This window comes from Bradyrhizobium sp. WYCCWR 13022 (genome assembly GCF_030435535.1).
In the GTDB taxonomy this organism is placed as follows: Bacteria; Pseudomonadota; Alphaproteobacteria; order Rhizobiales; family Xanthobacteraceae; genus Bradyrhizobium.
Window position 1 is genome coordinate 20,409 of record NZ_JAUIZJ010000018.1, and the last position, 25,836, is coordinate 46,244.

A 25,836-nucleotide genomic window follows, 5' to 3' on the forward strand; every position below is an offset into this window, starting at 1 on the left:
GCACGGCTTGAATGCCGAGTCGTCGTCTACGCTGGCCGAAAACCCGCCCGCTCCAACGCCGCCCGCACTACGTTGGAGCCGAGTGCATCGAGAAAGGCCTGCACAGCCGGCCGCTGCTTACGCGCCGTCACCAGCGCAAAATCATAATGCTCTTCCGCGAACGGAATGAAACCGAGGCCGATTGCATGGGCGACCGGCGCAATCGTCATGCCCCAATCGGCGCGGTGCTGCGCGACCGCCGCAGCAACGGCGTTGTGCGAACGCGGCTGGTTCCAGTATCCCTCCGGCCGCGCGCCGCCGAGCAGACGGTCGATCAGGATGCGCGTGCCGGCGCCCTGGTTGCGGTTGACCATGATACAGGCGGGGTCGGCGAGCGCGGCCGCGACAGCTTCCTTCGCGCCGAGCCCATCGAAGCGCTTGTCGCCCTTGCGGAAGACGACGCCCTGCATGCGCCGCCAGCCCGGCAGGAGCTCGAGCCCATCGGCGAGATAAGGCGTGTTGTAGGTTTCGCTCTTGTCGTCGAACAGATGGATCGGCGCGAGATCGCATTCGCCGCGCTTCGCTGCCGCAAGTCCGCCGAGGCTACCGACCGCGATCGAGCGCACGGTGAGGCCGGCATGCGAGAGCGGTGCGGTGACGAGATCGAGGCCGGTGCAATGGCTGCCGACGATCACGAGATCGGGCACCCGCACATGAGGCGTGAACAGCGTCACCTCGGCCTCGGTGCCCGCCGGCATCTGGTCGGCGAGCGCATCGACCCGCAAAAAGCCGTCGGCCTGCGCGAACGAGGTGATCGCGCCGGACCCCTTGCCGGTGGGATAGGCAATCAGCCCGTCCTTACCCTCGACCAGCGAGACCATGACGAATTCGGTACGTCCGAGCTCGGACGCGATGCGCACCGGCACGGTCGCACTCACCTTGGCATCGGAGCGCGGCGGCAGCCCGGCCATTCTGCGCAGCACCGGCACGATCATGTCGTGGAAAGTGAACATCGCCGAGGTCGGAAAGCCCGGCAGAATCACCACCGGCTTGCCGCCGCACACCGCAAGGCACAGCGGCTTGCCAGGCTTGAGCGCAACACCGTGGGCGATGATGCCGGGTTGGCCGAGCCGACCGATGATCCGATGGGACAGGTCCCCCGCGCCCTTCGACGTGCCACCCGACAGCACCAGCATGTCCGCATCGGCCAGCGCCGAGCGCATGGCGGTTTCGAGCTTGGCTTCGTCGTCGGGAATCGCACCGAGGAAGATCGCCTCGCCGCCGTTCTCGTCGATCGCGGCGGCGACGATCGCGCCATTGGTGTCATAGATCGCGGCCGGCGGGAGCGCCTCGCCGGGCTGCACCAATTCGTCACCTGTCGAGATGACAGCGACACGCGGTCTCCTCGCAACTTTCACCTCTGCAATGCCGCAGGCCGCCAGCATGCCGATCTCACGCGAGCCGATGATCGTGCCAGCGCGCAGCAGCGCTTCGCCGCGCGCGATATCGGAGCCGGCGTAGGACACGAATTGTCCCGGCGAGACCGCGCGACGGACATCGATCGCATCTGCGCCGGCCGGCTGGGTGTGTTCGACCATGACCACGGCGTCGGCGCCACGCGGCAGCGGACCGCCGGTCGCTATCGGCGCTGCGGTTGCTGTCGCCACTTGCCGCTTGGGCGCGGTGCCGCAGTGAATGGTCTCGCCGTTCAGCGCCAGCCGCACGGGCGCGCCTTCGCCAGCGGTTGAGAGATCCGCCGATCGCACGGCAAAGCCGTCGACATTCGAGCGGTCGAACGGCGGTACATCGATCGGCGCGGAGATGTCTTCAGCCAACGCTGCGCCGAGCGCATCGCCAAGCTTGCGCGCCTCGTTCGGGATCGGACGCGGGAACAGAGCAGCTTCAAAGCGCGCCAGCGCCTCCTCGCGCGAGAGGATCTTGAGAAACTGCTGTTGCTCGAGCGCGCCGCGGTCTGGCGGCTTTGGGATCATCACCATGCCGGAATCCATATCATTCCCGCATCAGATAAGCATCGACCGACTCGCCCACCGCAAATCCCTCGTGATTGGCAGGAATGAGCAGCCATGCATCCGCGCGGGCGACGGCCTGGAGCGGCCATTCGCCCACGGCAAGCGGCATCCACGCCTGATGTTCCTCCGCGAGCAGCGCGACCTCGGCGATGCCGACGCTGGACGCGATTTTTCGCGCGAGCGGCAAGGGCGCTATGCGACGCGGCTGCCGCCCCGACAACCGATCCATCAGCGGAAGCACCAGCGCAAGCCAGACCGCGTGAGCCGGACCAGGCGACCCAGGCAAAGCGAGGACGGGAACTTTTCCGAGCCGCCCAGTGGCTGCGGTGCGTCCGGGCTGGAGCGCAAGACCGTGGACGAACCGTGCTCCGCGCTGAGCCAACGCGGTGACGGTAGCATCCGCCCGACCGACGCCGCTGCCGCCGATCGTGAGCAGGAGATCGCAGGCCGAGACATCGAGCGCCTCGGCGATCGATGTCGCATCGCGCAAAGCGGCCTCATCCGCGGCCACATCGAATCCCGCTGCGCGCGCGAGGCCTGCGATCATCTGCATCGTCGCGGTTGCGCCCGGCACGTTGACGATGCGCAGACGCGGTCGCCTGACACTCATCTTGTCCGCGCCCGCGACACGCGCGAGCAGCAGAGCCACCGCATCGATGGGACATCCCGCAGCGGCCGCGGGTGTGTTTTGGGCAATATCGCTACCGGCGCGCGCGACGCCCTGCCCCGGAACGCCCTCCGCCAACGCCTGGGCGAGTGGGCCCGACAGCTCGACTGCGTCGATATCGAGCACGCAATCACACCCTGCCGGCAGCACGTCGCCGGCGTCGACCCACACGGGAAGCTCGGTCAGAGGCAGTGGCGAATAGGAGGACGCACCGACAAAATCGTTGGCGCCGAGCGCCCAGCCATCCACGGCGGCGATGTCGCGCGGCGGCCGCGCCGGCAGCAACGGCGTCCCCGCAGCGATGCAGCCGGCGGCTTCCGCCAACGGCAATTCGATCGGCATGACGGGATCAACGCCGCGCAACAGCGCAGCGAGCGCGGTATCGAGCGGCGTCAGCGAGGGCGGCAGGCGTTGGGTCATGCCTCATGATGGACCATGCATCGCGTGGTTTTGCAACCGCTCGCGCCCCGACCATCAACGGGCCGACTTGTCTGCATTCGGAAAGAACACTTGTTGGCCATCGACCTTGTAGCCGGCGATCGCCGCCTGTCCCTCCGGCGAGACCAGCCATTTAACGAAAGTCTGTCCCAGGTCCTTCTTGACGTCCGGAAACTTTTCCGGGTTCACGAGCATGACACCGTACTGATTGAGCAGGCGCTTGTCGCCTTCGACGACAATGTCGAGATCGCCGCGATCCCTGAAGGCGATCCAGCCGGCGCGGTCGGACAGCACATAGGCTTTCGCCCCGCGTGCGGCGTCGAGGGCGGCCGTCATGCCCTGCCCACTCTCTCGATACCAGGCGCCCTTGGCGCTGGCGATGTCGATGCCGGCGACGATCCACAGCGCGAGCTCAGCCGCGTGGGTGCCGGAACGATCGCCGCGCGTCACGAAGGGCGCGCCCCTGGCCTCGATCGCCTTCAGCGCCGTCGCGATGTCCTTGCCCTTCACGCCGGCGGGATCGCTCTTCGGCCCGATCAGGACGAAATCGTTGTACATCACGTCGTAGCGCTTCGTGGCAAAACCGTCGGCAACGAATTTCTCTTCCTGCGGCCGGGCGTGCATCAACACGACATCGGCCTCGCCTCTACGCGCGCCGTCGAGCACCTCGTCGCTGCGGCGTGCGATCACCGTTACCGCAATGCCTGTTTTGTCACGGACAATCGGCAGCAGATAGTCGAGCAGGCCGGAGTCCTCCGTCGACGTCGTCGACGCCAGGACAATCGCGCGCTCCTCGGCAGGTGAGGCCACGATGCCCAGGGCAAGGCCGCAGAGCAACGCAATTGCAACGGTCAGTCGGCGAACGGCCATGACGGGTTCCCAGTGAAAACGACCCGATCATGATGATCGATTGCGCCGCACTCGTGACGGATCCGGCCGTCGCGAGGCCAGCAAGAAATAGAGCTGGGTTTAGGCTTACCGAAGGGCAAGCTCGCGATGCGCCGGTCGTCGAGCCGAAGTGCGCCATTCGGGAAGTTTTGGCAACCAACGGGCACGTCGATTGCACTCACGCGTACGAGTGCAGGCTCCAAGGCCCGCAACCATCAACGCCTCGCAAGATCGTCAACCAAAATCAAAACACGCGTCAGGATGTGTTGCAAAGCAACGAGATCATCGGGCATGGTCCGCGCGGACAAAATTCGAAGTGCAGAATTCCACCTGCGTTGAACGTCAAAAAGAAGCAAGAATTTGCATAGGAATGCAGGATGGAATTCCTGACGACCAGCGAAGCCGCTGACTATCTCCGTCTCGGCGAACGCAAGCTCTACGAACTCGTCACCAACGGCGCGATCCCCTGCACCAAGGTGACCGGAAAATGGCTCTTCCCGCGACACGAGCTCGATCTCTGGGTGCTGTCGGGCATGGCGCGCCCCGCCGGCATGCTGACGGCGGAGCCGCCGCCGGTGGTGGGCGGCAGCCAGGACGAACTGCTCGATTGGAGCTTGCGCGAATCCGGCTCGGGCCTCGGCTTTATGACCGAGGGCAGCGCGCGCGGGCTCGAACGGCTGCAGCGCGACGAGGTAATGGCAGTGGCCGTGCACTTCCACAGCCTCGATGCCGAGGGCAACCTCGCCGCTGATGCCAGCGTGACGGCGCTGCGGGACGCACCGGACCTGCACGATGCGCTGCTGGTCGCATTCGTGCGCCGCGAGCAGGGTCTCGTGCTGCCGCCGGGCAATCCGAAGCGGCTGCGCGGGCTCGCCGACGTGCTTGCGCTCGGCGCCCGAATGGCGATGCGACAGCAAGGCACCGGCGCGCAGATGCTGCTCGACGTGCTCTTGACGCGCGCGGGCGCCTCGACGCGGGATTTGCGGCGAGTGCAGACGCCGGCCCTCACCGGGCCCGATCTCGCCGAGCTGGTCCGCGCCGGACAGGCCGATTGCGGCGTCGCGACGCGCGCCGCGGCGCGGTCCGCGGGCCTCGATTTCGTGCCGCTGGTCTGGGAGAATTTCGATCTTGCGATGCGGCAGCGCAGTTATTTCCGCCCCGCCATGCAGGCCCTGATCCGGTTCCTCGGCGAGCGGCGGCTGCGCCAGCGCGCCGAGGAGCTGACCGGCTACGATCCCTCGCCCGCCGGCCAGATCCGCTTCGCCGGCTGAGATTGACGCCCACCCCAAAATAGTTGCAAAAGAAACCAATTCAGCCGGGCCGTACCCGGCGCAGGCAACTTTCGGCCAACGTGCCGGATCAGGGGAGGACAAGCGTGAATCCAATGAAATTTGGACTGCCGGTCGCGGCCGCCTTGACGGCGGCGCTGCTGTCGGGTGCCGCAACGGCGCAGGTGTCCGACGACGTCGTCAAGATCGGCGTGCTCACCGACATGAACGGCCCGGCCTCCGCGCCGACCGGCCAGGGCTCGGTGACCGCGGCGCAGATGGCGATCGACGATTTCGGCGGTACCGTGCTCGGCAAGCCGATCAGCATCGTGATCGGCGACCACCAGCTCAAGGCCGACATCGGTGCCGCGATCGCGCGACGCTGGTACGACGTCGACCAGGTCGATCTGATCGTCGACGTGCCGGTCTCGGCCGTGGGCCTTGCGGTGCAGAACATCGCCAACGAGAAGAAGAAGCTGTTCATCACCCACTCCACCGGCACCGCCGATTTCCACGGCAAGTTCTGCTCGCCCTATGCGATGCAGTGGGTGTTCGACACCCGCGCGCTCGCGGTCGGCACGGCCGATGCCGTGGTCAAGCGCGGCGGCGACAGCTGGTTCTTCATCACCGACGACTACGCCTTCGGCCATTCGCTCGAGCGCGATGCCTCGAGCGTCATCACCGCCAATGGCGGCAAGGTGCTGGGCTCGGTGAAGCCGCCCTTGGCAACGCCCGACCTCTCCTCCTTCGTGCTGCAGGCGCAGGCCTCCAAGGCCAAGATCATCGGCATTGCGGCCGGTCCGCCCAACAACATGAACGAGATCAAGACCGGCTCGGAGTTCGGCGTGTTCAAGGGCGGCCAGCAGATGGCCGCGCTGCTCGCGCTGATCACCGACATCCACGGCCTCGGCCTGCAGGCCGCCCAGGGCCTGTTGCTGACGACGTCGTTCTATTGGGACATGGACGACAAGACCCGCGAATGGTCGAAGCGCTATTTCGCCAAGATGAACAAGATGCCGACGATGTGGCAGGCTGGCGTCTATTCCAGCGTGATCCACTATCTCAACGCCATCAAGGCGACCGGCACCGACGATCCGCTCAAGGTCGCCGCGAAAATGCGCGAGACGCCGGTCGAGGATTTCTTCGCCCGCAACGGCAAGCTTCGCGACGACAATCTGATGGTGCACGACCTCTGGCTGGTGCAGGTGAAGACGCCGGAGGAGAGCAAATATCCGTGGGACTATTACAAGATCCTCGCGAAGATCCCCGGCGACAAGGCGTTTGGGCCGCCGGACCCCGCGTGTCCGCTGGTGAAGAAGTGACGATCGCTTGAAGCGATCGTCCTCACGCGTCAGCACGAAGCTCGAGGAGCCGAGCGAGGCGATCGGCTCGGACTGTTTCGAATAGGCCCCTGCGTCAACGTCGACGCGGGGTGATGTAGGCAGCGAGCGGTTTTTGTGAAAGCATGCCCCATAACGACAATAGAACAATGGGAGGCATCATGTTGCGAATCTTGCGTAATGCTGTTTTCGGTTTGGTCATTCTTTCAGGTCTTTTCGCCGCCGCCCCTCCCGCCTCCGCCGCCTACCCCGACCGTCCGGTGCATTGGCTGATCGGCTTTGCCGCCGGCGGCCCGGTCGACATCGTCGCGCGCATCATGGCGCAGGCGCTGTCGGATCGGCTCGGCCAGCAATTCATCGTCGAGAATCGCGCCGGCTCCGGCGGCAACATCGCGGCGGGTGCCGCGATCAACGCAGCCCCCGACGGCTACACGCTGCTGTTCGTCGCGCCCAACAACGCGATCTCGACCTCGCTCTACAAGAAGCTGCCGTTCGACTTCCTGCGCGACACCACGCCGGTCGCCAGCATCATGCAGCTCACCAACATGCTGGTCGTCTCCAACGCGATGCCGGTGAAGACGGTCCAGGAGTTCATCGACTATTGCAAGGCCAACCCCGGCAAGATCTCGTTCGCCTCGTCCGGCAACGGCACCTCGGTGCACATGTCGGCCGAGCTGTTCAAGGCGATGACCAAGTGCGACATGATCCACGTGCCCTATCGCGGCTCCGCGCTCGCCTTTCCCGACATCATCTCCAACAAGGTGCAGCTGATCTTCGACAACCTGCCTTCCGCGCTCGAGCAGTCGCGCGGCGGCAACGTGCGCGCGCTTGGCGTGACCTCGCCCCAGCGCTGGCCCGCCTTGCCCGACGTGCCGGCGATCGCCGAGACCGTGCCGGGCTTCGAATCGGTCGGCTTCTACGGCATCTCCGCGCCGAAGGGCACGCCAGCCGACATCGTCGAACTCCTCAACAAGGCGGTCAACGAAGCGCTGAAGGACCCGAAGGTGATGGCGCGGCTGACCGAGAACGGCGGCATCCCGAGGCCGATGACGCCGGCCGAGTTCGGCAAGCTCGTCGCTGACGAGACCGAGAAGTGGCGCAAGGTCGTGGAGTTCGCCGGGGTCTCGGTGGACTGACCGGCGGGCCGGCGACCCGCCATCGGGCGGCGGGACGGAGGGGAGTTAAGGGTCCCCTCCCGGCAAAACGCGAAAACAACCCCATGCACAGTAGAAAGTCAGGCGATTTCAGCGGGTTACAGTAGGGAAAATCAAAAGCCCGCGGAAAACGGTTGACCCGTCGGGCAAAACAGGTTCATAACGGCATCATCGCAAAATTCGGTATTTCAAAAACCATCTTCGACGCAGCGCCGAGGTGTTCGCTGCGCCAGCCGCGGCATTGCACCCCCGCCTCCATCCCTGTAAACGAACCGCGCACCGTTGCCGGCCGCGCGTTCCTGCGAGCCGTCTCGCGGCGGGGCCTGTAGCTCAATGGTTAGAGCCGGCCGCTCATAACGGTCTGGTTGCAGGTTCGAGTCCTGCCGGGCCCACCAAGGATATCAATGACTTAAAGAATTGAGTATTCTTGCGGGGCACAGCTTGGGGCACAGGTTTGATCTGTGTGGACGCATTGCTTCATTCGCGGCACACTTCAACGCGCCGCGACTGGCCTGCATTCGAGTGTTTTCGAGCAAATCCAGAGCCGTTCGCTCTCTATTTTGCTACTTCCTTTGTTGCGACGAGCGCTTCGATGGGAAGACGACCGTGCGGAACGGCCTGCTCGCAGGTTCGCATCGATCGAGTGTGGCGACCAATTGCGACATGCAATGTATCGAACTCACCGCCAGTCATTTGCTTTCACGAAATTCAAATAGCGAACTCCAGACTTTTTCATCCGAAGCCGCTTCAACGACAGCCGCCGACGATCTCCGCACTGAACCGTTGAAAATGCAGGAACCGACCTTCGCAATTGAGTTACCGACGCCCGCTTTCAGCTCAGAACGGACGTTAGCTGAAGCTTGCCTGCTATGGCCCTGCAACGGCAGTTCGCGCCCCCCAAAGCTGTTGCTAAGGCACAAATGGCGGTTGGCGCAACATCTCTGCGGATTGAGTTAGGACAGTACAGCTCCGTTTGGCGCGTGTGATCGCATTGTAGAGGAGCCGTCGCTTCTGCTCATTGCCAGCCCGAACTGCGTATGGCCAGAACACAATCACATGGTCGAATTCTCTGTTTTTGGCTTGCTGGATGCTCATAGCGGCGAACCGAACTTCCACTCGTCCCGCATAGTGTCGCCGTTGAGAAATCGCCCGATCAAGCCTTCGCTTCACTTCGGCGGCCTGAACCGTTTCCAGGCCCGTCCTGCTGCGCCGCTGAGCTAACCACGCGTATGTTGCCTTCACTATTGGGTTTTTCCGGTGGACGGCGAGGGCACTAAGGGCCTCTGCAACCGCACAGTCGTCAGTGATGCCCAACAAATCCCATGTCTGTTGCAATTCGACCTTGTCGTTACTCTCCCACACGACGCTAAAGGGCCCATTTTGTTTCCGGCCGACCGGTCCCTGAGCCACACGTGCCACAGCATTTTCCGCGAAGCCACCCTGCCGCGATGGCGTAAGCACCGCAACATTTCCACCCTGTCTCCACGCGATCGCGTTCGCAAGGCACGTGGCTGCCAAGTTCACATGACCCGGTGTTGCGATGATCTTGAACTTTCTGCCATTCGGCTTGAGCGCTCGTCCTTCACGGACGGCATGTGCGGCCTCGAGAAGTTCACTGTCGCTTGTGCGCCTGCATCCGGTTAGGGACACGGGAGCACAGTGATTGCGGAGCCACGTTTCAATTGAGATAGGCAGGAGCGTGGCGTCGAGACACTGAAATTCATCAAACGCCAAAAATGTCTTTCCTTCCGAGGCGCATGCCGCGATCATTGAAGATCGTTCGGGGCTGAGGTCTTGGGCCTCATCAACGACAATGATCGGATATGACATCCGCATCCACGCACGAACAACCGGACGTTCCAGCAATGCGGCAGCCAAAGCGCACGTCGCTGAGTACTCAGACTCCGGCGGAATGGCTCGCCCAAGACTAGCCACCAACCGCCGGAAACGTTGCGTCAACCGCCACGCAAAGCTATCAAGCGTAGTGGCTTCGAAACGTCCAGTAAGACCGTCAATCGTGCGCAGCCGGGCATCGAGTCGACGACGCGATCCATGCATGAAGGTTAGCGCAAGCACACGCTGATGGGAATTTAATGGACGCGCTCGAAGTTCGCTAGCCAGTTCATCCATGAGCCGATGGGTCTTTCCGGAGCCTGCGGGCCCCTCGAACGCCATCACGCTCATGGTGTAAACACCAGCCTTGAGATCTGACCTTGCTCCCGCGTTTGAGTCTGAAAGCGGGGAGTAGCCGCCCCGGCACAGGCTTCCGCGATTGCATGTAACACAACGCGCGTGCGGTTGCGGCAGGCTGCACTTTCCGACAAGGAGTTCGCAATCACTTCGTACGCGACGCCATCACCTTTGAGGCCTTGCGTGCCGCGCTCAACGGACTTGAGGCGAGTGACGAGAGTTGCGCGGTTGCCCGGGGCGACTGCTAGATCTGCGTTGAGCCGAGCGATCACCACAGCTTCATCGGCTTGGATTATCCAGCCAATTACGTCTTCGATGGTCCAGCCATCAGGCCAAAGCAGCACGCGCTTCGCTCCGACAGTAGGTGCATCAAGTAGATCGGCATAGCGCTTTCCTTCAGCATCACCGTCGACCAGCGCGCATACCATTGGGTGAGCTTTGCTGAGAACCTCGCATGTCTCCTTAACCTTGGCATCGGTTGTTGGAACGACTCCAACCCGAACGCCAAACAAGCAGGGCTGCGCGCCGTCCCGATCAACTTCGGCGACACGCAGTAGCAGCGTGAGCCAATCGAAATCCAATCGCCCTTCCGGCACAAGGACGTAGTCGTTCATCATGGCAGCCGCGGTCTCGACGCGATTTATTTGAAACAGTCGCCGCACCGCATTAGTCGCCTCTTGTTCAAGAGGTTTAGCGAGCATTGGACGCACGTCCAGTATACCCTCGTTATTCCGGACTATCAGAAGCGACGTCGCATCGCAGTACCCGGCAACCAGTGGCGAATGTGTTGTAACAATTGTTTGCGTCGACAAGGCCTGGAGCCTTGCTAGAACACGGCGCTGCACTGCTGGTGGCAGATGAAGCTCCGGCTCCTCCAATGCCATAAAGAAGCTCTCACCGTCTGCGATCCGGCGTTGTCCAAAATGAAGAAGCAGGAACAGACTTTGTAGGGAAACCAAGCCGCTCCCCTGCCGTTTCGCCGGGACAGGCAGTTGGCCCCCCGTTTGAAAATGGGGCGTGATCGCTTCCAGGACGCTTGCACTGTCAGTCGCGGTGATCCGAAGCCGTAGCGGGATGTCTCTGCCGAACAACCTCGCCATTTCAGCATCAACCTCCGCCACTACAGGCGCAAGACGCGTATCATCTTCGAGCTTCGGGGCAGGTCTGCGGAGCTTATCGCGTTCATCCAAGACCGTCGTGGCGGGCAATCCGTCTGCCATCCTGATAACGCGCCGGAACAGCTCAGAACTAAAGGATAGCATTCGATCCCATGACCGGCTCGCCGGAACGAGGAAGAATCCTACGTCACGGATGAGTTTCGGCGGCACGCTGACGAAGTTGTCTTCCTCGAATACGTCCCTATCTTCGCTATCATTAAAGTATCGGACTGTCTCGACTTCCAACGTTTCAGCGTTGAACCGCGCCGCGAACACCATTTGGCAGGCAAGAAGTTGGCGCGCGTTTGCCTGCTCAGGCAGTACACGTCCGTTATCAGGGTCGAACCAAGCGGGAACGGCGCGTCTATCCCCGAACCAATCAGGATGTTGCGTAAAGTCTTCCGGCTCGAACCCAGTAACAGTTGCAGTGATCGAGATGCGCGTGTTGGGTTGCGGGGTAGATTCAAAGAAATCGTGCTCGGTCAACGTGCGAATGAGACGGTCGCGGCCAAGAACAAGCGCCAAAGCCTCGATGATTGTCGTCTTGCAGCTGTTGTTCGGGCCGATGATAACGGTGTGGCCACGAAACTGAAGTTGACCCTGCTTAATGCCGCGAAAATTCTTGATCTCCAGAAGCGAAATCCGCAAGGCCGGCTCCTCGTATGCTGACAGAGCGGTCGAACATTGGCTAGCACCGGCTCGCTACGTGTCGCGCGGATGATAATTATCGGCGCAACCGCAGCTTGCAACTCGAAATCTCGATGAATTGGCAGGAAATAGTGAGGAAAACCCCTTCAGCTATAGGGTTTCCTGCACGCCCGTTGGGGCACACTTGGGGCACAGCATGAACGGGAATAAACAGGATTTGGCGGGAAGAATCGGGAGGAAAATATCAATTAAATCAATTATTTAGCGAGAAATAACCACGCTCATAACGGTCTGGTTGCAGGTTCGAGTCCTGCCGGGCCCACCACGCTTCGCCCTTCGGGTTGCGCGTGGCGCAGCCACGCAGGAGCCCGAAGCACGAAGCGTGTCCGGCGTAGCTGGAGCAAAGCGGAAACGAAGACGGACCGTTGCCGCAAGCTCCGCCTCGAACTCCAGCACATCGCAACTCCACATCACTCAAGCCGAGCCATCGTTCCAATCGATGCAATTGAGCTGATGCCGGTTTGATGGACACCCGGTTAAGCTAATCCCACCTTGCGATCGAACGCAGACGAAAAACAGAACAAGTCGATCACGCCGGTCGTCTCCGGTCGCTCGATCCCGTCGTCAGCTCCCTCGATCATTGCTCCGGCAGGCAACGCTTCACGGCAAGACGGGTTTGCAGATTCGCACGAATTGCACCGCCAACCCGTGCATGATGCCGCGGATGTTACCCGCCGTGAGGCAGCCGCGGATTGCGAGAACATCGACCGAGGCTCACTTAACTGCTCATCGTGGGTCCATCGGAGACATTGCCATGCGATCGGGTCTGGTCTTGAGCCTTTTGATTGTCCTGTGCGCACCGGTCAGCGCCGCTATGGCGGCCCAGGGACATCGGCATCATGCAACTGTTCACTCCACCCACGTTTGGACGAGGGGGCCCGCTGCCGCCTGGGCCTATTCGCCGGCTGCGCCGGCCCGCCCTCAGCCGACCCCGCACTACGATGATCAACCAGAACCAGGCCACAATCCGTTTGCGGGATGGGGCGGTTAGTACCGGACGCCATCGCAGCGGCGTGGGTCGCTGCTCCCGGCCGCCAGCCGGGATATTTCGGATGCGCCTTGCCGGTTCGATCAACCAGCGGCAGTTCCCAGCACACTCGCCTTAACAAAAGTGGTTACTCAATCATTGACGCTCTACGGGGACGCAAGTCGTGACCGCCCTTCGCGCCGAGCGCGCCGCTGCGCCGGCCCTCGCATGTTTGGGCAAATCGGGTCGAGCAACGCATCGCCTGCATGATCTCTCGTTCATCGGCCGCGGTTCATTAACGACGCAGTGCGAATTGGCTTCTGGAGAAGCCCATCTTTGATAAATTTCGCATAGGACCACAGAGGCACCAATCCAGGCCGGTCGCGCAACTGGCCGCGTCCCCCTGGACGGCGAATTCAGACGCGAGCCGTTCGTGAACGCGACCACCCGGTACACCGGCGAGGAGAGTTGAGATGCAGGTCAGATCGGCCCTTCAGATCAATTTGCATCCGCTGGACGTGCGCCATGTCGTTCACACGCTTCCGCATCAGCTCGAGGTGTGGGGCGATCAGGTCGATCGCATCGTCTTCACTGTCGACACCAGGCAGAGCAGGAGCGGCCGCTACACCGGCAGCGCCTACGAGGAGTGCCGCGGACGCCTGTTTGCGCTGCTGGAAGCCATCGCGCGGCAGTCGCCGAAGGCGGAGATTTCCGAGGTCGATTATTCGCCGGCGGCGCTGGAGGCCGTGCGGCAGCGCTATTTCTCGACGAGCCGCGTCTATCCGGAAAAGGCCTTCGATGGCGGACCGTTCCATGCCTATTTCTACGGTCTGTTGAAGACCGACGCCGACTATGTCGTGCATATGGACAGCGACATGCTGTTCGGCGGCGGCAGCCAGGTCTGGCTGGAGGAGGCGATCGGCTGGCTCAAGACCACGCCCGACGCACTGTTCGCCGGACCACTTCCCGGTCCGCCCCGCGCCGACGGCACGCTCGGCGATTTGCACGGCGGGTTTCCGGGCTTGACCCACGTCCAGCCGCCCGAGCGGCTCGCTGCCGCCTACCCGGCTTACCGCTTTCGCACCGTGAGCACGCGTATCTTCGTTCTCGATCAGGTCAGGTTCGACGCGTCGATCGGGGCGCTGGACCTGGTGCGCCCGAATCTCCGGCGCCGGATCCGCGCGAGACTGTTCCACCAGTCGCCGCTGACGATGCCGGCCGAGGAGATCATCTCCGCCGCCATGCTGCGCAGGCAACTCTCGCGGATCGACTTTCTCGGTTCGGGCGCCGGGCTCTACTCGCTGCATCCGCCGTACCGCACCGATACATTCTATCGCGAATTGCCACAGTTGATCGCTCGCGTCGTCGCCGGTGCGATACCGGACGCCCAGCGGGGCGACTATGACGTCAATTCAAGCATGTTCGACTGGACGGAGGCGCTTCGGCAGAAGACCGTCGGCCGCCGCCTTGCCCGCGCCGCCCGCACGCTGATGTCGAGCTGAGCTCGTTGCCGCGCGGCCGCGTGGCTGAAGCGGAGCGGAAGCCGGATCGGGCCGCCCGTCAAACTGCCGCGAGCAACATCGCCCATCGCAGGAACATCGAAAGCTGCGCGCCGTTGGTGGTGCTCGCAACTGGAGAACAGACATGAAGATTGTTCCATGTGTCGGCATGATCGCCGCGGCGATCGCCGTGACCACGGTGGCAACCCCGAGCTTCGCTCAAGGCCCGGGTCCCTGCACGAGCTCGGGCAACATGGCCGTCGGCGCCGAAGGCCCCGCCATGAGTGGCGGCCAGTTGATGGCCGGCGTCGGAAATTGCCGCCATCGCCACGCCAGGTGGCGCGACAGCTACGGCTACTATCAGGCGCCGGCCCGCGGCTATTACGACCGTGGCTACTACGACCGCGGATATGACGGCCCTGATGTCACGATCGGCGTTGGTCCCGGTCGCTGGTGAGAACAGAGGAGAGGCCGCCGTCAGGGCGGCCTCTTTCGTTGCGAAAAGGCCCTTTCAGGCGGCGCCAGGTTCGCACCAGCCTGGCGCCAGGGAATGCCGCGGCTCGGAGCATCCCGACGATTTCAGCGACACCAGCGGCGCTGCCATCTTGTCTCGGTCCAGTGATCGCGGTCGACGCCAGCGTCGGTCACCTCTCCGGCGCGCGCGGCGCGCCCGCCTAACCTTCCACCCGGTATAGCCGCCACCGCGCCGGCACGCCCTTGAGCTGATGGCTGCCGTGATCCCTGAGGCGGATCTGGGATTGCGCCGCGAGCAGGTCCTTCACCGCGCTCGAGACGAGGACTTCGCCGGCGCGCGCCTTGGCGGCGACGCGGGTGCCGATGTGGAATGCGAGACCGACCATCTCGCCGCCGCTGATCGTGTATTCGCCCGCGTGCAGGCCGACCCTGATCTCGAGGCCGAGCGTACGCACGGCCTTCTGGATCGCGGTTGCGCAATTGATGCCGGCGGCCGGCGCCTTGAAGGTCGCGAGCACGCCGTCGCCGGTCGTCACCACTTCCTTGCCGCGCGACGACTTCAACTCTTTCCGGACCGCGGCGTAATAGAGGCCCATCACCTTGGTCCAGCGCGCATCGCCGAGCTTCGCGGCCTTTGCCGTGGAGCCGACGATGTCGACGATCAGGATCGTGGCGAGCGCCTGCTTGAGGTCGGCGCTGCCGTTCGCGGATTTGCGCCGGGTCGCGATGGCGCCGCTCAGCGGCTCGTAGTCATGGCTGCGCCGCCGTGCGATCGCGGATTTGGTGTAGTCCTGCGCGCGCTGCGCGGTGCCGCAACGGATGGTTTTCTCCTGCGGCAGATGCGTCCAGGAGACCTTGCGGCCCTTGCCGGCGCCTTGCACCTCGACCGCGCCCCATTTCAGGAACACCGCCGAGCCGACCCGCCGCACGCACCACGCCTTCGAGGTGTACCCTGAGACGTTCGACTGATGCAGACCGATGCGAAGGAATTTGGGCATGACGCAGCGGCGATCGCTGGACCATTTTTGGCGGAGCTGAAGCGTAGTTGGACGCCCGCACCTTGGCAACAGCAGCGCCCATCACCCCCTGCCCCTCCCAACCTGATCAAAATTTCATGCAACCGGCGATTTTCCGTGACGTTGATCCTGCGAAGGCAGGATGAACTTTTGAGCGACAGGGAGAACGTACAATGCGTGTTGCCATCTTACTTGCGACCACCGCCACGATCGCACTGGGCTCTGCGGCGTGGGCAGCGTCCAACAAGGACAATACTCCGCAAGCGTCGGACATCCGGCAGGACGTGACGAAGACCTTGCAAAAATCCGGATACAGGGACATCAGGCTCGCGCCGACTTCGTTCGACGTGAAGGCTGTCGATAGCGACGGAAATCCGGTGAGGATGTCGATCGGGCCGGACAGCTTCGCCGAGATGATCACCGTCAGCGACAGCCATCCGAGCGCCACGGATCAGAACACCAGCGCGGCTCGCCCCGGCAATGCCGGCGACTACGTCACCGTCCAGAAGTCCGACGACATTGCATCCAAGCTCATCGGTCTCGACGTCTACAACAACGACAACAAGGACATCGGCACCATCAAGGACATCGCGCTCGACCATAGCGGCCACGCCAACGCCTACATCCTGTCCGTCGGCGGGTTCCTGGGGCTGGGCGAACATTACGTCGCGGTCGCCCCCTCGGCGATTCACGTCACCTACAATGACAACAAGTGGCACGCCGGCATGAGCGCCACGGCCGACCAGCTCAAGTCGGCGCCGGAATTCAAGTACAGCGGCCGCTGGGGCGGCAGCGTGACCTAGCCCGGTCGCCGAGGTCAGCATACCTCTTCCCCACCGTCCGGCCTTGGGAGAGGCCCCGGATCCCCGGGGCTTCTCCCCGTTGGCCGCCGAGACAGTGCCGCTACGGGCGGCGAGGCCGGGCCGGCCGAGGACGCGATATCGGCGCCGCCGTTAGTCTGCGCGTTCGCCCGGCTCAAACGCAAACAGCTCGATCGGCTCACTGAAACCGCGCACCGCGTGCTGGCCGACCCGCTCGAGCGCGAACTCCGGCGCCACGAGCTCGGCAAAGTCGCGCGACAGCAGCACCTTCTTGCCGATCTGCTTGGTGAGCGCCTCGAGCCGCGAGGCCATGTTGACGGCGGGACCGATCACGGTGAAGTCGAGGCGGCTCGACGATCCGATATTGCCGTACATGACGTCGCCGACATGGACGCCGATGCCGTAATTCAACGGCGCGCGGCCCGTGCCGTCGTTGCGCACGTTCAGCGCGGCCATGGCCTTACGGGCCTCGGTGACGGCGCGCAAGAGGTTGGCGCAGGCGTCGGGTTGGCTCAGCGGGAAGATCGCGAGCAGGCCGTCGCCGATGAATTTCAGGATCTCGCCGCCGTGTCGCGCGATCGGGTCGGACATCGCGTCGAAATAATCGTTGAGGAGATCGATGACGTCGTCACGCGGCCAGTTGTCGGAGATTTTCGTGAAGTCGCGCAAGTCGCAGATCATGATCGCGGCGCGCACCGTCGTGCCGGTGCCGCGCCGGGTGGCACCGGCGAGGATCAGCTCGCCGGCATGGGAACCCACATAGGTCTCCAGCAGCGTCCGCGCCAGGCGATTCTTGATGCGGATCTCGCTGACCAGCGCCAGCACCGGCAGCAATTTCTTCAGTGCGGCGACGTGTGCCGCATCGAAGCCGCCGGGCCGATCGGTTGCGAAGGTGACGAGATGGCGCTTGCCGAGGGTGTGGTAGAGCGGCCAGGCGACATAGTCGGTCAGCCCCGTCGCCCGCATCTCGTCATAGAGCGCATGCTTGCGGCCGCGCGCGGGATCCTGCTCCAGATTCTCGCGTACTTCTGTCGCGCCGTCCTGCATTTCGTTGGCGGGACTGCCGATATATTCGGAGCGTTCCCGCACGTCGAAATCGACCCGCGCGATCTCCGCCTCGCGCATGCCGTCGGACCACATGAAACGCGCCCCCAGCCATTGCGGGTGCTGGATCAGGACGTGAAGCGTCGACCGCTTGAGCGGAATGCCGGCCTGCTGGATGCGGATGCACATTTCCGCGAAGATGTTGTCGATGAAGCGCTCGTTGTGCGTGCCGTTGGTCAGCCAGTCGACGACGCCGTCGGCTTGCGTGGCAGCGGAAATCCTGTCTGGCGCGTGCATATCCTGGCCTTCGGTCTTCATCCGGGCAGATATCGTGTCCCGAACGAGCCGCGTCAACCTAGCCAGTTGCACGGATTGTGCGCATTCGCACGATCGCCCTCTAGCCGGCGGGCCGAATCGACCCCAGCACGGCGAGCCCCGAGACGAGCGCGAGCTTCGACGGCTCCGTCAGCTCGATCTTCAGCGTGCTGCCGGCGGGGATGACAAATGCCTCGGAATTGAGTCGAATGCCGCAATCGCCTGACACCGCATAGACCAGATGCGTGCCAGCGGTCAGCAGCCGCTCGCCGGGCTCCCCAAGCGCCGCCAGCTCGATCTCCGCCGCACCCCGCCGCGCCATCAGATTGACGACCTCGACCGGGCCGGCCTCCAGCTCGGTGACGATCTCCATCTCGCCGGTGAAGCGCACGGTGGTGAACGGCTCGCGCTCGTCGAACTCCTGGCCCGGCGCCTTCAACACCAGCCCGCGCCCGGCGATCACCATCTGCAAGCGATCGATGCCAGGCATGTAGGAGAAAGGCCCCGGCGCCACGATCGGCGTCGAGGCGAAGCGCCACAGCAGGCTGTCCCAATCCTTCACCGCCGCACCTGGCCGATGCGCGTCCGCGATATCGGTCAAGATGCCGCCGCCGTTCTTCCAGGGCGAGCGGGTGTAGTCTTCGGATTTCAGCAGCGTGGTTTTCATGAATTGCGGGCGTCCCAGGAGAGGATCACCCGCGCATCAATAATCGTCTCACGCCTTGGCGTCGAGCGGCGCCTCGTTCTCACGAGCCTTTCATCCCCCGCTCTTCCCGCCATTCAGCTTCGGCAAGGTCTCCACGATCTTCTGCTTGCCGTCGACGATCTCGGCGAGGAAGCTGGCGCGGTCGATGTCGCCGTTCTGGTCCCAGCTTGCTTCCATCAGCATGCCCGGGGCCTTGTCGGGTGTCAGGGTCAGGCCCTTCATCGCCGCGCCAAACGCCTTGCTGTCGAACTTGCCGATTTTCTCGGTGACGTATTTGACGAGGTAGACGGCGGTATAGCCCTTGATGCCGTTATGATCGGGCAGATATTTGAAGCGCGCGGAAAACTTCTTCGCGAATTCCTGGATTGCCGGCACCGGCGCGTCCGCCGAGAGGCCGACATGGCCGCGCACGCCGTTGGCGGCGGGGCCGGCGAGCTCCACCACCTTCTGGCTGAGCAGCGTGGTTTCGCCGAACAGCGGCGTCGACAGGCCCTGCCGCTTCGCCTCGATCAGGAAGCGCGCACTCTCCTCCTCGTTGGTGTAGATGAAGGCGGCATCGGCCTTGGCGCCCTTGAGCTTGATGACGTCGGAGCCGAAATCGACCTGGCCCTGCTCGGTGGAGATATCGGCCGCGATCTCGATGTTGCGCGCCTTCATCTCCTTCACGAAATTGTCGTGACCGCCCTTGCCGAAATCGTTGTTGACCCAGAGCACCGCAACGCTCTTCACGTTCAGCTTGTCGTGCAGATAGTTGGCGATCTTCGGCATCGAGAATTGCTGGCCGAAGGCGGTGCGGAACACCCACGGGTTGCCCTGCGTCGTGATGTCGGCGGCCTCGGCGCCGACGATCTGCGGGATCTCGGCTTGCTGCGTCAGCGCCATGTTGACCTTGACCGAGCCGGAATAGATCGGCCCGAGCACCACGTAGGGATTCTTGTCCAGGACCTTCTGCACCTGCGCACGCGAGATGCCGGGATTGCTCTGGGTGTCCAGATGCTCGGTCTGGATCTTACGGCCCAGAATGCCGCCGGCGGCGTTGATCTCGTCGACCGCGAGCGAAACGCCGTCGCGCCAATTGGTGCCGGAGACGGCGCCGGGGCCGGAAAGTTCGATGACATCGGGGATGTAGACGGTGCTCTGCGCGCGGACCGCGCCTGCCGAAAGTGCTGCCGCCAAGGCGATGGCGAGCGTGCCTGCAAGATGTTTCATGATGTCCTCCCTTTGCTTTCTTGTTTATGACGCGTCGAAGCCGAGCAGTTTCGCCGGCGTTCGCCACAGCAGGCGCTGCTGGTCGCCTGGATCCGGAAACAATCTTGTCAGCACCGCGAGCAGCGGCCCGTAGTCGAGCCGCTCGGCCGCGCGCAGGAACGGATAATCCGAGCCCCAGACGCAGCGATCGAGCGTGAAAGCCTCGACCAGCGCGGCGATGAATGGCCAGGTGTCCTCGTACGGATGCGGCTGCTGCGAGAACTTGTAATAGCCTGACAGTTTGACATGCGCCTCGCGCTCGCGGCCGATTGCGAGCAGCGCCTGGAACGCCTTGCCTTTGACTCCCTGCCCGACCGGTGGCCGGCCGCAATGGTCGAACACCAGGCGGACCTGCGATTTGTCGATCAGCGGCAGCAAGTCGAGCAATTGATCCTGCTCGACCTGGATCTGGAGGAACAGGCCGAGGCTTACCAGCTTCTCGAGCAGCGGCGCGGTGTGGCGATAGTAATCGGCGCCGTGGAACGGCACGTTGAAGGCGACGCCGATGACGCCGGCCGCCTTCAATCTTTCGAGTTCGCGGATGTCGACGTCGTTCTCGACCACGGCGACGCCCTTGAAGCGGCCGCCGCCCTGCTCCAGCGTATCGAGCAGGATGCGACTATCGCTGCCGTAACCGGTGTTGGTAGCGACGACGAGTGCATGCTTGACATCGAACGCGTCGAACACGCGGATGAGCTGCGCGGCCGTCGCGATCTCCTGCCCGCTCGGCCGGTACGGCGTGTCGGCGCCGTAGGGAAAGCGAACGGGATCGAGCGCGTGAATGTGGCAGTCGACCTTGGGGCCCGCCGGCAGTGTCATGGCAAAGCTCCCCGCGCGGTTCAGAACGTGGCTTCGATGGCCTTGATCAGTTCGGGCGTGACGTCGGGCATGACGCCGAACCAGGCCTTGAAGGCAAGCCGGGCCTGGTTGAGCAGCAGGCCGAGCCCGTTCACGGTGGCGCAACCGCGCGCGCGCGCCTCGGCCAGGAACGGCGTCTCCAGCGGCGTGTAGATCAGATCGGCGGTGAGCGTTGCAGGCTTCAAGCGCGACAGGTCGATCTCGAGCGCGCTCTTGCCGACCATGCCGCGATCGGTGCAGTTGACGAGCAGCGCGACGTCACCGAGCGCGGCCGCGCGATCGTCCCACGCGACGGTGCTGACGGCGGAACCGAATTCGGTCGCGATCGCTTCCGCCTTCTCGGCCGTGCGGTTGGCGATGCGGATCTCGCGCGCGCCGTTTTCCAGCAGCGCGACGACGACCGCACGCGAGGCGCCGCCCGCGCCCAGCAGCAGGATGGGGCCGGCATCGCCGCGCCAGTCGGCCTTGGCGTCGCGCAGGCTCTGCACGAAGCCGTTGCCGTCATTGTTGAAGCCGGACAGCGTGCCGTCCTGCTCGACCACGATGGTGTTGACGGCGCCGATACGTCTGGCGGTCTCGTTGACACGGTCGAGCTGCGCCATCGCCGTCTGCTTGTGCGGCATGGTGACGTTGCAGCCCCGGAACCCGAGCGCGACCAGGCCGCGAAGCGCATCTGCGAGGCGCTCCGGCTTCACCGCCAGCGGCACATAGGAACCGCGGATGCCGTGCGCCTTCAGCCAGTAATTGTGAATGACCGGCGAGCGCGAATGCGCGACCGGCATGCCGATGACGCCCGCCAGCCCAAACCCATCCGCCTGCGACATGCTGCGATTCCCGTCCCTGACACGCCTTCGGCGTACGACCATGTTATTTGGTCATATGTACAAGACATCTAGAGGGAATGGCTAGCAGGCGCAATGTGAATTTGGGGGTGGGCAAGGCCCGCAGATGGCGCAGAAGCCAGCCCAATCTCTCCGTCGTCCTGGCTTTCGCCAGGACGACATCGGAGAGGCATCGCGCCTCGTCTCACATCCCGCCCGGCGCTCGGCCTCCGTCATCTCGGCCGCCTATCTCCTGCCGCTGTCATAGACTTTCATGCCGGCCGCGGGATCGAGATCGGTTTCGGTCGCCTCGGTGACGCGCGCCATCATCATGTAGAAGCCGAGCGCGACGATGGATTCGACGATCTCCTGGTCGCTGAAATGTTTTCGCGCGGCGGCGAAGATCGCCTCGGGGACGCGGACGTTCTCGACCACCTCGCGGCCGAACTTGAGCAGCGCACGCTCGGCGTCGTTCAGCGCGACGGCATCGTAATCGCCACGCTCGACCGCATCGATCTGGGCCTGCGTGCAGCCGACGCCGAGCGCGATCGGCACGTGCTGGCGCCATTCATAGGCGCCGCCCTCGAGCTGGGCGGCCTGGAGGATCAGCAGTTCGCGGTTGACGGCCGAAAGCTTCTGCTTGTGCAGGATCGAATTGCCGAGCCGCATCGCCGGGATCATGTTGGCCTCGGCATGGGCCATCATGCGGAAGATGTTGAGCTTGACCGGCATGCGGTCGAACGAGGCGCGGATGTCGCCGCTCGTCGCTTCCGGATCAATCAGGGGCAGCCTTGCCACGATTCTCTCCCTTGGTTTTTCTCTTCTCGTTGGCATCATTGCCCGCCGCAATCAGCGACGGGAAGGAGGCGAGATAGCGGTCGATCGCCTCGCGCGCCTCCTCCAGCCGGCTCGCCGAGCTTGCCGGGCCGCGCTCGTTGGAGCAAGTATTGAAGTCGAGCGATCGAGGTCAAGTGAGCAGGTTGCGAACGGGAGCGTGGGCATGAGCCGCATCTTCGGCGCGGTGCGCCAGAACGGATATGTGGTGCGGGACATCCAGGCCGCGATGACGCACTGGATCGAGGTGATGGGTGTCGGTCCCTGGTACTACATGGACCGCGTCACGACCGACTGGTTCCGCCACCGCGGCCGGGACTCTTCCGTCGAGATGAGCATTGCGCTGGCGAACTCAGGCGATCTCCAGATCGAGTTGATCCAGCAGCGCAACGATGCGCCTTCGCTGTACAAGGAATTCCTCGACGCCGGCCACGAAGGCCTCCAGCACATGTCCTACTGGAGCCACGACTACCAGGCGCTCTACGACAAGGCGATCGGGCTCGGCTACACGGTCGGCCACGAGGGCCAGATCGGCGGCGACAAGGGGCGCTTCGCCTATTTCGACACGCAGGCCCATCCGGGCACGATCATCGAGATCTCCGACATCAGCGGCACCAAGGGCCCGTTCTTCGAAAGGGTGCGGCAGGCGGCTCTGAACTGGGACGGCTCGCGGCCGATCCGCGAGGTCGGCGGCGCGAAGTCGTAGGCGCGAAGTGGTAGGCGCGCTCTCCGGATCCCTGCTGGCGCCGGAAAGGACGATCTGTGTAACATGAGTCTCGTGTCTGAACCTTCAGCGAGGCAAGCATGTCCAGCACCGACAAGGTTTTCGCCGGCTCGGTCCCGAAGCTCTACGACGAATATCTGGTTCCGCTGATCTTCTCCGTCTACGCCGACGACCTTGCCAGGCGCATCGCCGCGCTGTCGCCCTCGGACCTGCTGGAGATCGCATCCGGCACGGGTGCTGTGACGCGCGCTGCGGCGGCGCTGCTGCCGTCGGGTGTCCGCTACGTCGCGACCGACCTGAACGAGCCGATGCTCGAGGTGGCGAAGCAGCGCCAGGTTGACGATCCCCGCATCACCTGGCGTCAGGCCGATGCGCTGGCGCTGCCCTTCGACGCCTCGGTGTTCGACCTCGTCTGCTGCCAGTTCGGCGCCATGTTCTTTCCGGATCGCAGCAAGGGTTATGCCGAGGCGAAGCGGGTGTTGAAGCCTGGTGGCACGTACCTGCTCGGCGTGTGGGACCGGATCGAGGACAATGTGTTCGCGGATGACGCAACCGTCACGCTCGGCAAGATGTTCCCCGACAATCCGCCGCTGTTCATGGCGCGGACGCCGCACGGCTATCACGACAAGGCCGTCATCAGGGCCGATCTCGAACGCGCGGGCTTCAAGGACATATCGATCGAAACGGTGACTGCGACGAGCCGCGGGCCCTCCGCGGAATATGTGGCGATCGCGTATTGCCAGGGCACGCCGCTGCGCGGCGAGATCGAGGCCAGGGATGCGAGCAGGCTCGAGGCCGCAACCGACGCGGTGGCCGAGGCGATCCGGAAACGCCACGGACCCGGACCGGTCGAGGCCAAAATTCAGGCCCTGGTGATCACGGCAAGGCCGTAGCGGCAGGAGTCGCTACGCCCTCGCCACGCGCCTACCAGAAACTCCGCTGCATCGGCTGCGTCGATTGATAGTACTGGTACTGGCCGCGCCGGCGGGGATTGACCGGCTGCGGGGCGGGATCGCGCTGCCCGAAGAAGAAGAAGCTATTGCCGCCGAAGCCGCCGCCCCAGCCATCGTCGCTGGCCATTTCGACGGACGGTGCGGTCGGCTTGCGGGTGATGAAGCCACCTTGCGGATGGTTGCTCAGCACTGCGACGAACTCGGTGCGGTAGTTGGTCTCGGCGCTCAAGGGCTCGTCGGAGATGATGATCGACGAGCGCGGCATGGCGGTCGGCCCGATGCGATCCCATACCTCCTGCGGGATGGTGATGCGGTCGAGCGCGTCCTTGGCGTTGTCGCCGTCGTCGATGGAGACCACGCTCCAGCGCAGGCCCGTGTCGTTCTTCGCCATCGCGGTGAAGATGTGCGTGCCGATCGGCTGGTCGGGATTACGGATGGTGACGGGAACTTCGATGCTGGTGTCGAACACCTCGCCGCCGCCATCCGGCGCCGGCTTGTGGGTGTTGCGCCGGACATAGAGCTTCTGCGTCGCGCGGCTGATGTAGACCGAGACCGGCCCGAGCGCGAGTTTTGCGTCGGTCGCGGCTTTCACCGCATCGGCCTTCTTGGCCGCGGCGACCTTGGCCGCTTCCTTGGTCGCGGCAACCGCGTCGCGCTTCGGCTGCGCGGCAGCCTTGGCGGCGTCGAGCTGGCTAGCGGCATCGGCGGCCTTGGTCGCGGCCTTCTGCTTCAGTTCGTCGGCCTTGGCCTTGGCCTGGTCGCTCTTGGCATTTGCAACCAGCTTGTCGGCATAGGCGTTCTCGGCATCGGCGCGGGCCTTCTGCTGCTCGAGCTTGCGCAGCGTCGCCGGGAGCGACTGGGCATCCTTCGCTGCCGCGACGGCCGCCTTCTTGGCGTCATCGGCCGCGCTCGCGGCCACCTCCGCCTCGGCGGAGAGCTTGTCGGCACGCGCCGGGGCCGCCGCAATGGCCTCCTTGCTCGGCACGAACAGCGAGGGATGCGCGAAATCCACCGGAGCGGCGTCGTTCGGCGAGATGATCACCCGCATGCCGATATTGGTCTTGTCGAACAGGCTCTCGGCGAAGCCGAAGGGCATGCGGATGCAGCCATGCGAGGCCGCGTAGCCGGGCAGCGGCCCGCCGTGCAACGCGATGCCGTTCCAGGTAATGCGCTGCATGTTCGGCATCCAGGCATCGTCATACATGGTCGAGTGGTGGTCCCTGTCCTTCTCGACGACGGCGAAGACGCCGGCGGGCGTTTCGCGTCCGGTCGTGCCGGTGGAGACCGGCGCGCGCAGGATCCAGCCCTCGGAATCGTAGAACGTGACCTGCTGGCTCTTGATCGACACGATCGCCATGATCGGCTCGCCGGCCTCGCGCGGTGCCACCGCCTCGGCGGTCTGGCGCGGCTGCTTGGCGGCAAGGGCGACGCCGGGGACGGCCAGCGCAAGCGCCGCCGCGAACATCACAATTCCGGGAGCCCCGCAACGCCGCATCGCTCCATTGGCTTGCGCCGTCGTCATCAGGTCTTTCATGCCATTCCCCGGTTGCCTGTCCGTACTTGGTCCATCAGCGATCAGATTGCGATCTTTGGATTAAGAAATCGCAGCCACCATCTGTTCCGTTTCCGGCGATATTCAGTCCGTTCCGGCGACGAAACTCTCATATACGAGGGTCCGTTCCGGCGGAAGGGCAGTCCGCGGCCGCGGCTGGCCTGAAGCTGACGGGCGAGCTGCGG

At 64.0% G+C, this 25,836-nt stretch carries 21 protein-coding genes and 1 tRNA gene; 9 read left to right on the top strand and 13 right to left on the bottom strand.

The genetic code is table 11. From position 1 onward, the window contains the following. Positions 1–26: 26 nt before the first annotated feature. From QY049_RS24910 to QY049_RS24920, 3 genes are read right to left on the bottom strand one after another with little or no spacing between them, the layout of a single operon-like run. Entirely contained in the window at positions 27–1,976 is a 1,950-nt protein-coding gene (locus tag QY049_RS24910) for a molybdopterin biosynthesis protein (RefSeq protein WP_258763018.1), read from the bottom strand. 13 nt (positions 1,977–1,989) lie between these two features. Then, complete coding sequence (locus tag QY049_RS24915; protein ID WP_301270078.1) at positions 1,990–3,096, bottom strand: molybdopterin-binding protein; 1,107 nt, start codon at positions 3,094–3,096, stop codon at positions 1,990–1,992. A 54-nt stretch (positions 3,097–3,150) separates the two neighbouring features. Further along, a complete protein-coding gene (locus QY049_RS24920) occupies positions 3,151–3,984 on the bottom strand; it encodes a substrate-binding domain-containing protein (protein ID WP_258763023.1) in 834 nt (277 codons plus the stop codon). Between the two features lie 395 nt (positions 3,985–4,379). On the opposite strand from QY049_RS24920, the gene QY049_RS24925 reads away from it, so the two are divergent. The 4 genes from QY049_RS24925 to QY049_RS24940 all read left to right on the top strand — a co-directional run bounded on the left by QY049_RS24925 (position 4,380) and on the right by QY049_RS24940 (position 8,159). After that, complete coding sequence (locus QY049_RS24925) at positions 4,380–5,273, top strand: helix-turn-helix transcriptional regulator (RefSeq protein ID WP_258763024.1); 894 nt, start codon at positions 4,380–4,382, stop codon at positions 5,271–5,273. 104 nt (positions 5,274–5,377) lie between these two features. After that, a complete protein-coding gene (locus QY049_RS24930; RefSeq protein ID WP_258763025.1) occupies positions 5,378–6,592 on the top strand; it encodes an ABC transporter substrate-binding protein in 1,215 nt (404 codons plus the stop codon). A gap of 179 nt (positions 6,593–6,771) precedes the next feature. Beyond that, the gene (locus tag QY049_RS24935; protein ID WP_258763027.1) at positions 6,772–7,746 is read left to right on the top strand and encodes a tripartite tricarboxylate transporter substrate binding protein; all 975 of its coding nucleotides are present in this window, start codon (positions 6,772–6,774) and stop codon (positions 7,744–7,746) included. 337 nt (positions 7,747–8,083) lie between these two features. Beyond that, positions 8,084–8,159, top strand: a tRNA-Ile gene (locus tag QY049_RS24940). Positions 8,160–8,673: 514 nt separating this feature from the next. On the opposite strand, the gene QY049_RS24945 is transcribed toward QY049_RS24940, so the two are convergent. After that, positions 8,674–9,948 (bottom strand): ATP-dependent helicase, encoded by a 1,275-nt coding sequence (locus tag QY049_RS24945; RefSeq protein ID WP_258765420.1) that lies wholly within the window; start codon positions 9,946–9,948, stop codon positions 8,674–8,676. Continuing rightward, positions 9,945–11,759 (bottom strand): ATP-dependent endonuclease, encoded by a 1,815-nt coding sequence (locus QY049_RS24950; protein ID WP_258765419.1) that lies wholly within the window; start codon positions 11,757–11,759, stop codon positions 9,945–9,947. Before QY049_RS24950 ends, QY049_RS24945 begins: the two co-directional genes overlap by 4 nt. A gap of 1,500 nt (positions 11,760–13,259) precedes the next feature. Between QY049_RS24950 and QY049_RS24955 the strand changes: the two genes are divergently transcribed. Both QY049_RS24955 and QY049_RS24960 read left to right on the top strand, forming a co-directional pair. Further along, on the top strand, positions 13,260–14,288 hold the full coding sequence (locus tag QY049_RS24955) for a glycosyltransferase family A protein (RefSeq protein ID WP_258765418.1): 1,029 nt from the start codon (positions 13,260–13,262) through the stop codon (positions 14,286–14,288). Between the two features lie 142 nt (positions 14,289–14,430). After that, on the top strand, positions 14,431–14,742 hold the full coding sequence (locus tag QY049_RS24960; protein WP_194477540.1) for a hypothetical protein: 312 nt from the start codon (positions 14,431–14,433) through the stop codon (positions 14,740–14,742). 217 nt (positions 14,743–14,959) lie between these two features. On the opposite strand, the gene QY049_RS24965 is transcribed toward QY049_RS24960, so the two are convergent. Next, the gene (locus tag QY049_RS24965) at positions 14,960–15,757 is read right to left on the bottom strand and encodes an adenylate/guanylate cyclase domain-containing protein (RefSeq protein WP_258765417.1); all 798 of its coding nucleotides are present in this window, start codon (positions 15,755–15,757) and stop codon (positions 14,960–14,962) included. 191 nt (positions 15,758–15,948) lie between these two features. Here QY049_RS24965 and QY049_RS24970 point away from each other — a divergent pair, with 191 nt between their 5' ends. Continuing rightward, positions 15,949–16,578, top strand: coding sequence for a PRC-barrel domain-containing protein (locus QY049_RS24970; protein WP_258765416.1), 630 nt, complete (start codon positions 15,949–15,951; stop codon positions 16,576–16,578). A gap of 150 nt (positions 16,579–16,728) precedes the next feature. Here QY049_RS24970 and QY049_RS24975 read toward each other — a convergent pair whose 3' ends face one another. From QY049_RS24975 to QY049_RS25000, 6 genes are all read right to left on the bottom strand, one after another. Beyond that, on the bottom strand, positions 16,729–17,937 hold the full coding sequence (locus QY049_RS24975) for an adenylate/guanylate cyclase domain-containing protein (protein ID WP_258766892.1): 1,209 nt from the start codon (positions 17,935–17,937) through the stop codon (positions 16,729–16,731). A 100-nt stretch (positions 17,938–18,037) separates the two neighbouring features. Next, the gene (locus QY049_RS24980) at positions 18,038–18,622 is read right to left on the bottom strand and encodes a HutD family protein (RefSeq protein WP_258765415.1); all 585 of its coding nucleotides are present in this window, start codon (positions 18,620–18,622) and stop codon (positions 18,038–18,040) included. A 90-nt stretch (positions 18,623–18,712) separates the two neighbouring features. Continuing rightward, positions 18,713–19,870 carry an ABC transporter substrate-binding protein gene (locus tag QY049_RS24985; RefSeq protein WP_258765414.1) on the bottom strand — a complete coding sequence of 386 codons (1,158 nt, stop codon included), beginning with the start codon at positions 19,868–19,870 and terminating at the stop codon, positions 18,713–18,715. A gap of 24 nt (positions 19,871–19,894) precedes the next feature. Then, positions 19,895–20,728 carry an amidohydrolase gene (locus QY049_RS24990; protein WP_258765413.1) on the bottom strand — a complete coding sequence of 278 codons (834 nt, stop codon included), beginning with the start codon at positions 20,726–20,728 and terminating at the stop codon, positions 19,895–19,897. Between the two features lie 20 nt (positions 20,729–20,748). Then, positions 20,749–21,591, bottom strand: coding sequence for a shikimate dehydrogenase (locus QY049_RS24995; RefSeq protein ID WP_258765412.1), 843 nt, complete (start codon positions 21,589–21,591; stop codon positions 20,749–20,751). A gap of 243 nt (positions 21,592–21,834) precedes the next feature. Then, entirely contained in the window at positions 21,835–22,386 is a 552-nt protein-coding gene (locus QY049_RS25000; RefSeq protein WP_194477547.1) for a carboxymuconolactone decarboxylase family protein, read from the bottom strand. Between the two features lie 202 nt (positions 22,387–22,588). On the opposite strand from QY049_RS25000, the gene QY049_RS25005 reads away from it, so the two are divergent. Continuing rightward, positions 22,589–23,128 (top strand): VOC family protein, encoded by a 540-nt coding sequence (locus tag QY049_RS25005; RefSeq protein ID WP_258765411.1) that lies wholly within the window; start codon positions 22,589–22,591, stop codon positions 23,126–23,128. 98 nt (positions 23,129–23,226) lie between these two features. Beyond that, positions 23,227–24,039, top strand: coding sequence for a class I SAM-dependent methyltransferase (locus QY049_RS25010; RefSeq protein WP_258765410.1), 813 nt, complete (start codon positions 23,227–23,229; stop codon positions 24,037–24,039). Positions 24,040–24,070: 31 nt separating this feature from the next. Here QY049_RS25010 and QY049_RS25015 read toward each other — a convergent pair whose 3' ends face one another. Continuing rightward, entirely contained in the window at positions 24,071–25,633 is a 1,563-nt protein-coding gene (locus QY049_RS25015; RefSeq protein ID WP_258765409.1) for a L,D-transpeptidase, read from the bottom strand. Between the last annotated feature and the right edge of the window lie 203 nt (positions 25,634–25,836).

Excerpts from the sequence above, each read along its gene's own strand:
- QY049_RS24990 (WP_258765413.1), bottom strand. The coding sequence starts at position 20,728 with ATGACACTGCCGGCGGGCCCCAAGGTCGACTGCCACATTCACGCGCTC.
- QY049_RS25015 (WP_258765409.1), bottom strand. The coding sequence starts at position 25,633 with ATGAAAGACCTGATGACGACGGCGCAAGCCAATGGAGCGATGCGGCGT.
- QY049_RS24915 (WP_301270078.1), bottom strand. The coding sequence starts at position 3,096 with ATGACCCAACGCCTGCCGCCCTCGCTGACGCCGCTCGATACCGCGCTC.
- QY049_RS24975 (WP_258766892.1), bottom strand. The coding sequence starts at position 17,937 with ATGCACGCGCCAGACAGGATTTCCGCTGCCACGCAAGCCGACGGCGTC.
- QY049_RS24910 (WP_258763018.1), bottom strand. The coding sequence starts at position 1,976 with ATGGTGATGATCCCAAAGCCGCCAGACCGCGGCGCGCTCGAGCAACAG.
- QY049_RS25010 (WP_258765410.1), top strand. The coding sequence starts at position 23,227 with ATGTCCAGCACCGACAAGGTTTTCGCCGGCTCGGTCCCGAAGCTCTAC.
- QY049_RS24925 (WP_258763024.1), top strand. The coding sequence starts at position 4,380 with ATGGAATTCCTGACGACCAGCGAAGCCGCTGACTATCTCCGTCTCGGC.
- QY049_RS24920 (WP_258763023.1), bottom strand. The coding sequence starts at position 3,984 with ATGGCCGTTCGCCGACTGACCGTTGCAATTGCGTTGCTCTGCGGCCTT.
- QY049_RS24980 (WP_258765415.1), bottom strand. The coding sequence starts at position 18,622 with ATGAAAACCACGCTGCTGAAATCCGAAGACTACACCCGCTCGCCCTGG.
- QY049_RS24985 (WP_258765414.1), bottom strand. The coding sequence starts at position 19,870 with ATGAAACATCTTGCAGGCACGCTCGCCATCGCCTTGGCGGCAGCACTT.
- QY049_RS24945 (WP_258765420.1), bottom strand. The coding sequence starts at position 9,948 with ATGAGCGTGATGGCGTTCGAGGGGCCCGCAGGCTCCGGAAAGACCCAT.
- QY049_RS24970 (WP_258765416.1), top strand. The coding sequence starts at position 15,949 with ATGCGTGTTGCCATCTTACTTGCGACCACCGCCACGATCGCACTGGGC.
- QY049_RS24965 (WP_258765417.1), bottom strand. The coding sequence starts at position 15,757 with ATGCCCAAATTCCTTCGCATCGGTCTGCATCAGTCGAACGTCTCAGGG.
- QY049_RS24935 (WP_258763027.1), top strand. The coding sequence starts at position 6,772 with ATGTTGCGAATCTTGCGTAATGCTGTTTTCGGTTTGGTCATTCTTTCA.
- QY049_RS24960 (WP_194477540.1), top strand. The coding sequence starts at position 14,431 with ATGAAGATTGTTCCATGTGTCGGCATGATCGCCGCGGCGATCGCCGTG.
- QY049_RS24995 (WP_258765412.1), bottom strand. The coding sequence starts at position 21,591 with ATGTCGCAGGCGGATGGGTTTGGGCTGGCGGGCGTCATCGGCATGCCG.
- QY049_RS25005 (WP_258765411.1), top strand. The coding sequence starts at position 22,589 with ATGAGCCGCATCTTCGGCGCGGTGCGCCAGAACGGATATGTGGTGCGG.
- QY049_RS24955 (WP_258765418.1), top strand. The coding sequence starts at position 13,260 with ATGCAGGTCAGATCGGCCCTTCAGATCAATTTGCATCCGCTGGACGTG.